Source organism: Streptomyces sp. NPDC056600 (genome assembly GCF_042792855.1).
Lineage (GTDB): Bacteria > Actinomycetota > Actinomycetes > Streptomycetales > Streptomycetaceae > Streptomyces.
The window spans coordinates 21,926-29,151 of record NZ_JBHTVQ010000075.1 but is presented as its reverse complement, the minus strand read 5'-3'; the positions used below and the strand labels follow the sequence as shown (position 1 = coordinate 29,151).

General features: G+C 75.6%; 7 protein-coding genes. 3 read left to right on the top strand and 4 right to left on the bottom strand.

What is annotated here, in order from left to right:
• Nucleotides 1-157: 157 nt before the first annotated feature.
• Nucleotides 158-1,591: a hypothetical protein gene (locus ACFRAV_RS27705; protein ID WP_382559292.1), complete on the bottom strand. Its 1,434-nt coding sequence runs from the start codon at nt 1,589-1,591 to the stop codon at nt 158-160.
• 239 nt (nt 1,592-1,830) lie between these two features.
• On the opposite strand from ACFRAV_RS27705, the gene dapD reads away from it, so the two are divergent.
• Nucleotides 1,831-2,820 (top strand): 2,3,4,5-tetrahydropyridine-2,6-dicarboxylate N-succinyltransferase, encoded by a 990-nt coding sequence (dapD, locus tag ACFRAV_RS27700; protein WP_382559290.1) that lies wholly within the window; start codon nt 1,831-1,833, stop codon nt 2,818-2,820.
• Nucleotides 2,821-2,971: 151 nt separating this feature from the next.
• Here dapD and ACFRAV_RS27695 read toward each other — a convergent pair whose 3' ends face one another.
• Nucleotides 2,972-3,166, bottom strand: a complete 195-nt coding sequence (locus ACFRAV_RS27695; RefSeq protein WP_382559288.1) for a hypothetical protein — start codon at nt 3,164-3,166, stop codon at nt 2,972-2,974.
• A gap of 16 nt (nt 3,167-3,182) precedes the next feature.
• Here ACFRAV_RS27695 and ACFRAV_RS27690 point away from each other — a divergent pair, with 16 nt between their 5' ends.
• Nucleotides 3,183-3,452, top strand: a complete 270-nt coding sequence (locus ACFRAV_RS27690; protein ID WP_382559286.1) for a hypothetical protein — start codon at nt 3,183-3,185, stop codon at nt 3,450-3,452.
• Nucleotides 3,453-3,510: 58 nt separating this feature from the next.
• Here the strand turns inward: ACFRAV_RS27690 and dapA are convergent, their stop codons facing one another.
• The gene (gene dapA, locus ACFRAV_RS27685; RefSeq protein ID WP_382559284.1) at nt 3,511-4,398 is read right to left on the bottom strand and encodes a 4-hydroxy-tetrahydrodipicolinate synthase; all 888 of its coding nucleotides are present in this window, start codon (nt 4,396-4,398) and stop codon (nt 3,511-3,513) included.
• A 211-nt stretch (nt 4,399-4,609) separates the two neighbouring features.
• Here dapA and ACFRAV_RS27680 point away from each other — a divergent pair, with 211 nt between their 5' ends.
• Nucleotides 4,610-6,109: a hypothetical protein gene (locus ACFRAV_RS27680; RefSeq protein WP_382559282.1), complete on the top strand. Its 1,500-nt coding sequence runs from the start codon at nt 4,610-4,612 to the stop codon at nt 6,107-6,109.
• On the opposite strand, the gene ACFRAV_RS27675 is transcribed toward ACFRAV_RS27680, so the two are convergent.
• Nucleotides 6,079-7,161, bottom strand: a complete 1,083-nt coding sequence (locus ACFRAV_RS27675; protein WP_382559280.1) for a hypothetical protein — start codon at nt 7,159-7,161, stop codon at nt 6,079-6,081. The two genes, ACFRAV_RS27680 and ACFRAV_RS27675, sit on opposite strands and share 31 nt — an antisense overlap.
• Nucleotides 7,162-7,226 lie beyond the last annotated feature (65 nt).

The following is a 7,226-nucleotide window of genomic DNA, read 5'->3' as shown; positions in this document are numbered from 1 at the left end:
CCGGAACCGCAGCACGGCCTGGTAGCCGGGGCCCACGGTCGGCTGACCGGTGGGCTGCTGCGGAGAGCCGTACGCCGCCGGCGGCGGGGTGTGCCCACCGGGCGGCGGTCCGGGCGTACCGGGGGGCCGCCCACCGGACCGGTCATGCGTCGTCCGCTCAGGCGGGCGGCGCGGGAGGAGCGGCCGGGCCCTCGGGCGGCGAGGGGGGACCCGCCGGCGGGGCGGAGGGAGGAGCCGCGGGTGGGGCGGACGGCGGAGCCGGGGGAGCGGCGGGCGGGACGGGGGGCGCCATGGGCGGCACGTACGGACCCGTGGGGCCGGCCGGTCCCGTGGGCCCCGTGGCAGGGCCGGGCGGGGCCGTCGGCGCGGTGTGGGGAGCCGTCGGGTGGGTGTACGGAGCTGCCGGGCCGGAGTACGGAGGCGTCGGGCCGGAGTACGGAGGCGTCGGGGCCGTGTACCCGGCGGCCGGGGCCGTCGGGGAAGCCGCACCGGGCGAACCGGGCGGGCCGGGCGGCGTGGCGTAGGAGGCGAGCAGCGTCTCCGCGAAGTTCTCCCGGCGCAGACGCTGGTCGACGTAGAGCAGCCCGGTGCTGTACGAGCTCAGCGCGAAGGTCAGGAAGTACACGGCGGCCATCACCGCGCCGACCAGCACCACGACCACCACCGCGGCGATCCCCCAGGTCGGATCGGCCCCCTCGGAGAAGCTCGCGGAGGAGGCGAGAGGCACCGTGACGACCATCATCACCAGCATGCAGGCCAGGATCGCCACGTACGCCAGGGCGCCGACGATCATGCCCATCAGGTAGGTGATGCCGAACACGCGCCACCAGTCGCCCTTCACCAGCGCCGCCGAACGGCGCAACGAGGCCACCGGGCCCAGGTCCTCCAGGACGGTGATTGCCGGGGCGAAGATCAGGCGGTAGCCCATCCAGATCATGCCCACGAACGCCGCGCACACCACGAGGAAGCCGACGACCGCGAGTGCCGTGCCCCCGGGGCTCTGCTGCTCGACGCCGACGCCCAGGCAGACGCCGCCCACCACGGCCCCCAGGAAGAACGGCAGGATCACGCACGCCGTGGCCAGCATGGTGCCCAGCACGCGCAGCGTCCGGACGCCGATGCGCTCCCGCAGCACCGACAGGGTGACCTTGCGGCCGACCACGGTCTCCCGGAGCGCGATCATGGGCGCGACGTACACCAGTCCCGGCAGGACCAGCAGCGAGGCCAGGCCGCCGATGACGAACAGCGCCACCAGGGCGGGCGCCGCGGTCTCCGTGTCGCCGGCGCCGAGCAGGACCAGCGGGACGGTGAGGAGCAGGCCGACGCCCAGCATCGTCAACAGCGCGAAGACCAGCAGTTGCAGCCAGGACCGGCCGAACGCCAGGAACGTCCCCTTGATGATGTCGCCCACGCCCAGCGGACGCAGCGGGACGACGCCGGGCTGCGGCGCCCAGACCTGCTGCGCGTAGTACGGGTAGGGCGACTGCGGCGGCACGCCGTACCCGCCGCCGTACGGAGGCTGCTGCGGCGGCCCTCCGTACGGGGGCTGCGGCGGAGGGCCGTACGGAGGCGGCGGCTGGTTGTACGACATTGCGGTGGTGCTCCCCCCTGGGGCGCCACGGAGATGTCGACCGTGGCGCGGTCCTACGTGGCGCGCTTCTACGTGAGCATGGCGAACGTTAGTTCGCCGGGCTCCGGACGGGCATGCCGGGGTCCGGCAGCGAACGCCGCGGGCCGTTGCCCGGACCCGCCCCGTGCCCACCGACGAGGACGCCCGTTCCGTGGACACCGGTTCGCCTCCACGAGCCCGGTCCGGATAGCGTTTCCCCCATGACCGACACGACTGCCTCCCGCGCCACCGGCGCCGTCGCGGCGGGTCTCGCGACCATCGCCGCCGACGGAACCGTTCTCGACACCTGGTTCCCCGCCCCCGCGCTCGCCGACGCCCCCGGCCCGACCGGGACGGAGCGGCTCTCCGCCGAGCGTGCCGTCGAGCTCCTCGGCGAGGGCGCCGCGAAGGCCGTCGGCCCGGACGCCCGCCGCGGCGTCGAGGTGGTCGCGGTCCGCACGGTCATCGGCTCCCTGGAGGACAAGCCGGTCGACGCGCACGACGCCTACCTGCGCCTCCACCTGCTCTCGCACCGCCTGGTCAAGCCGCACGGCCAGTCCCTGGACGGCATCTTCGGCCACCTGGCCAACGTCGCCTGGACCTCGCTCGGCCCGGTCGCCGTCGACGACATCGAGAAGGTGCGCCTCAACGCCCGCGCCGAGGGCCTGCACCTCCAGGTCACCTCCATCGACAAGTTCCCCCGCATGACGGACTACGTCGTGCCCAAGGGCGTGCGCATCGCCGACGCCGACCGGGTCCGCCTCGGCGCGCACCTGGCCGAGGGCACCACCGTGATGCACGAGGGCTTCGTCAACTTCAACGCGGGCACCCTGGGCACATCGATGGTCGAGGGCCGCATCTCGGCCGGCGTCATCGTCGGCGACGGCTCCGACATCGGCGGCGGCGCCTCCACCATGGGCACCCTCTCCGGCGGCGGCAACGTCATCATCTCCATCGGCGAGCGCTGCCTGGTCGGCGCCGAGGCGGGCGTGGGCATCGCACTGGGCGACGAGTGCGTCGTCGAGGCCGGCCTCTACATCACCGCGGGCACCCGGGTCACCATGCCCGACGGACAGATCGTCAAGGCGCGCGAGCTGAGCGGCGCGTCCAACATCCTCTTCCGCCGCAACTCGGTCACCGGCACGGTCGAGGCCCGCCCGAACAACGCGGTCTGGGGCGGCCTCAACGAGGTCCTCCACAGCCACAACTGACCTACCGGCGGCCGTCACCCGCCGAGTCGCCGGCGACTGTCGGCGGTGGTCACCATCGAGCGCCCTTCCACGGCCCAGGACGGCCCGGGAGGGCGCTCGTGCAGGTGCCGCCGCCAGGAACGAGCCGGCTCGCGGTCCCTCCCGGGTCGCCTCACCGGGGCTGGTCCGACAGCGCCGCGTATGCCCGCGCGACCTCGCCCAGGTACTCGTCCAGGCGGAAGCGCACCTCCTCGACGGGGCTGCCGTCGAGGCCCGGGTACGCGAGGCCGGTCCAGACGACCGTCTCACCTCGCAGCCGGACCCGGACGGTCAGCCGGTCCTGCCCGGCATCCTCATGGGCCGCCACGTCCACCGTGCGCGGCGTGTCCGCCGGACAGAGCGGTCCGCCCGGGCGGAGCAGCCACCCCGGACGAAGGCCGGCCATCCTGCTGTCGCTGCGCGCGATCCTGCTCGCGTGGGCCGGAAAGGACACGCTGGTGGCGTGGGACATCGGCAGGCGGAACGGCTCCGAGTTCGCCAACCGCCTGGTGCTGGTCACGATCGGCAGCGAGAAGACGGTGCCGCTGAGCGGGTTCCGCGGTGACTCGGACCAGGACGCGGGCCGCTGGGACCCGCTGTTCGTCCGCCGCTGATCCCGCCGGGGGAGGGCCCCGCTCCCGAGGCCCTCCCCTTCGGGGCGTGCACCGGCCGTCACGCCCCGACCAGGGCCTCGTACCGCTCGCGCAGGTCCGCCGTCACCTCGGTGGAGGCGGACCGCAGCGGGGCGCGGACCGGGCCGGCCGGGAGGCCGAGGTCGGACAGCAGGGCCTTGGCGGTGACCGTGCCCGGCAGGCCCGCCGACATCATGGCCTCGATCAGCGGGACCGCCTCGCGCTGAAGCCGGGCCGCCCGCTCCGTGTCCCGCGCGTCGAGGGCGTCGAGGATCGCCCGGAAGTGGCCGGGCGCGACGTTCGCCACCGTGCCCACGTACCCCGCGCCCCCGATCGCGTAGGCGGCGAGCACGTACTCGTCGCACCCCGTGTACACCGCGAGGTCCGACTCGGCCAGCAGCTTCTGCGTGCCGAGCAGGTCGTAGGCGCAGTCCTTGACCGCCGCCACCCGCGGGTGCTCCGCGAGCCGCAGCATCGTCGCCGTCTCGATGCGCACGCCGGTCCGGCCGGGGATGTCGTAGAGCATCACGGGTAGCCCCGTGGCGTCCGCCACCGCGCGGAAGTGCTCCTCCAGCGCGTCCTGCGGCGGCCGGCTGTAGTAGGGGGAGACCACCAGGAGCCCGTCCGCGCCCGCCCGTTCCGCCTGCCGGGCCAGCTCCGAGGAGTGCGCCGTGTCGGCGGTGCCCACCCCGGCCAGCACCGAGGGCCCCTCGCCCACCGCCGCCCGCACCGCGCCGATCAGCGCGGCCTTCTCCGCGTCCGAGGTCGTCGGCGATTCGCCCGTGGTGCCGTTCAGCACCAGTCCGTCGCAGCCGCCCGACACCAGGCGCTCCGCGAGGACGGCCGCGCCGTCCAGGTCGAGGGCGCCATCCGGGGTGAAGGGGGTGACCATCGCGCACAGGGCACGTCCGAAAGGAAGCGTCGTCATGTCTGGAGTGTCGGCCCGCACCTCGGTGAAGGTCCACTTAAAAGTTCTGGTCTGTATCGGGTAGCAGAGCTGAAATGTCGACCCTCACGTCAAGGATCTTCGGGTGCATCCCCCGCAAGAGGGACACGCCGTCCCGGGGCCTCCGTCACCCGTCTAGGCTGGTCGCCCTGCCCGAAACGCCGACCACGCCGCCCCGAGGAGAACCGCCCCGATGTCAGACAGCACCCCCCTGCCGCCGGTACGGCTGCCCTCCGAGGCGGAGCTGGCGCGGGACGCGCTCGCCACCCCGCTGCTCTCCCGGGCGGCCCGCCTGGCCCGCTGGGCGGGGCCGGACACCCGGGTCGACTCCGGCGGCGGCCTCATCGAGGAGCAGCTCGCGGCGGCGGCCGAGGTGCTGGGGCTGACCGGCCGGAGCGGCGAGGGCGGCGCGGACGCCGGGGCGGCCACGGACGCCGAGGCTGCCGACGAGGCCGAGGCCGAGGCGGAGGCGGAGGCGAGCGAGGCGTGGCGTGCCGCCGTCGACACCGGCCTGGTGGAGGTCGTGGACGAGGACGAGGGCACCGTCCGCGCCGGCGACAACCTGGCGCTGCTCACCTCCGGGGCCCCCGCCGAGGTGCTGCACATCTGGCTGGACGCCCTGGACGCGGCGATCGCCGACGCCTCCGTCCCCGACCTCGACGACCTGATGGACGCGATGGACGAGGGCGGTGAGATCGACTTCTCCACCCTGGACTGGGACCCGCAGGCCGAGGCCGAGTTCCTCGAGGGCGTCCTCGCGAACCTCTACCTCCTCACCGCCGACGAGCGGGCCCCCGAGGGCACTCCCGTGCCGCTGCCCGCGCTGGCCGCCTCGGTGGTCGTCCCCTCGGACGTCGCCGAGCCGACCGACGCGATGATGGAGGAGGTCTCCACCGCGATGATGCGGCTGGACGACCAGTTCCGGATCCTCGGCCCGACCGGCCTGGCCGACTTCCGGCCGGTCGACGAGTCGCTGCTGATCGAGGAGGGGCAGGCGGCGCCGCAGGCCCCCGAGGACGAGCCGGAGGACCTGGAGCGCTACGGCGTCGTCCGGCTGACCCCGCTCGGCCTCTACGGGCTGCGCGCCCGGCTGCTGGACGCCGGATACGCCGCCCCCGCCCTCGGTGACCTGGCCGGCAAGGGCGCCGAGGCGCTGCTCGACGGCACCGCCCACTACGGCCCGCTCGCCGCCCGCGCGGAGACCGAGCAGTGGCTGGCCCGCCGTGAACCGCTCGCCGCGGCACGGGAGTTGCTGGCCGCCGCCCGGGGCGGCGACGCGGGCGCCCCGCTGCGCCGGCTGCACTGCCAGCAGGCGCTGTCGCTGGTCGGCTCCGAGGCCGAGCCCGCGCTGCGCGAGGTGCTGGACGACCCCGAACTCGGTGGCCTCGCCCGGGTCTGGCTGGCCGAGCACGGCGCGGCGGACATCCCCGCGCCCTCGCAGGAGCTGGTCTTCTGGCTCACCGTCGACACCGTCGCCGCGCAGCTGGCCGCCGAGGGCAACTCGGCGGAACTGGTGGCGCTGGTCGAGGGCCTGGCCGCGCAGCACAGCGGGTTCTTCGACACCGCCTGGCGGGTCGACCACCCGGCCACCGCCGAGGTGCTGGAGGCGATGGGGCGTCTCCACCCGGACAAGAGGATCGCCAAGGAGGCCCGCAAGGCCGCCTACAAGGCCCGCTCCCAGCAGTCCGGCTGAACCCGGGCCGGCGCCACCGCCCCGCGACCGCGCCGCGGCAGACCTTCCGCGGCGCCCACCGCCGGACGGAGTTCCGTGCCGCGCACCGCCGGGCGGGCTTCCGCGCCGCGCACGGTGGGGCGGGCTTCCGTGCCGTGCACCGCCGGGCGGGCTTCAGCGCTGCGCGCTGCGGGGCGGGTCTCCGTGCCGCGCACCGCCGGACGGGCTTCTGTGCCGCGCACGGTGGGGCGGGTTTCCGCGCCGCGCACGGCCGGGCGGAGTTCCGTGCCGCGCACCGCCGGGCGGGCTTCTGTGCCGCGCACGGTGGGGCGGGTTTCCGCGCCGTGCACCGCCGGGCGGGCTTGCGTGCCGCGCGCTGCGGGGCGGGTTTCCGTGCCGCGCACGGTGGGGCGGGCTTCTGTGCCGCGCAGCGCCGGGCGGGCTTGCGTGCCGCGCACGGCCGGGCGGAGTTCCGTGCCGCGCACCGCCGGACGGGCTTCTGTGCCGCGCACCGCCGGACGGGCTTCCGTGCCGCGCACGGTGGGGCGGGTTTCCGTGCCGCGCACGGTGGGGCGGGTTTCCGTGCCGCGCACGGTGGGGCGGGCTTCTGTGCCGCGCACCGCCGGGCGGGCTTGCGTGCCGCGCACGGCCGGGCGGAGTTCCGTGCCGCGCACCGCCGGACGGGCTTCTGTGCCGCGCGCCGCCGGACGGGCTTCCGTGCCGCGCACGGTGGGGCGGGTTTCCGTGCCGCGCACCGCCGGACGGGCTTGCGTGCCGCGCACGGCCGGGCGGAGTTCCGTGCCGCGCACCGCCGGACGGGCTTCTGTGCCGTGCACCGCCGGGCGGGCTTCTGTGCCGCGCGCTGCGGGGCGGGTTTCCGTGCCGTGCACGGCCGGGCGGGTTTCCGTGCCGCGCGCCGCCGGACGGGCTTCTGTGCCGCGCACGGTGGGGCGGGTTTCCGTGCCGCGCACGGCCGGGCGGAGTTCCGCGCCGCGCACCGCCGAGCGGGGCGTTCGCGCTTCACTCGCCGGAAGCCCGCCCGCACCCCCGGTGTTCAACGGGCGTTCAGACACGGGCGCGACCGTGTGGCCGGAACGTGGCTGTCGGCCACGACGCCACCACCGTCGTCACTCCTCAC

What these genes read in the sequence shown, in the direction of transcription:
- ACFRAV_RS27705 (WP_382559292.1), bottom strand. Translation starts at nt 1,591, where the DNA reads ATGTCGTACAACCAGCCGCCGCCTCCGTACGGCCCTCCGCCGCAGCCC.
- ACFRAV_RS27680 (WP_382559282.1), top strand. Translation starts at nt 4,610, where the DNA reads ATGTCAGACAGCACCCCCCTGCCGCCGGTACGGCTGCCCTCCGAGGCG.
- dapA (WP_382559284.1), bottom strand. Translation starts at nt 4,398, where the DNA reads ATGACGACGCTTCCTTTCGGACGTGCCCTGTGCGCGATGGTCACCCCC.
- dapD (WP_382559290.1), top strand. Translation starts at nt 1,831, where the DNA reads ATGACCGACACGACTGCCTCCCGCGCCACCGGCGCCGTCGCGGCGGGT.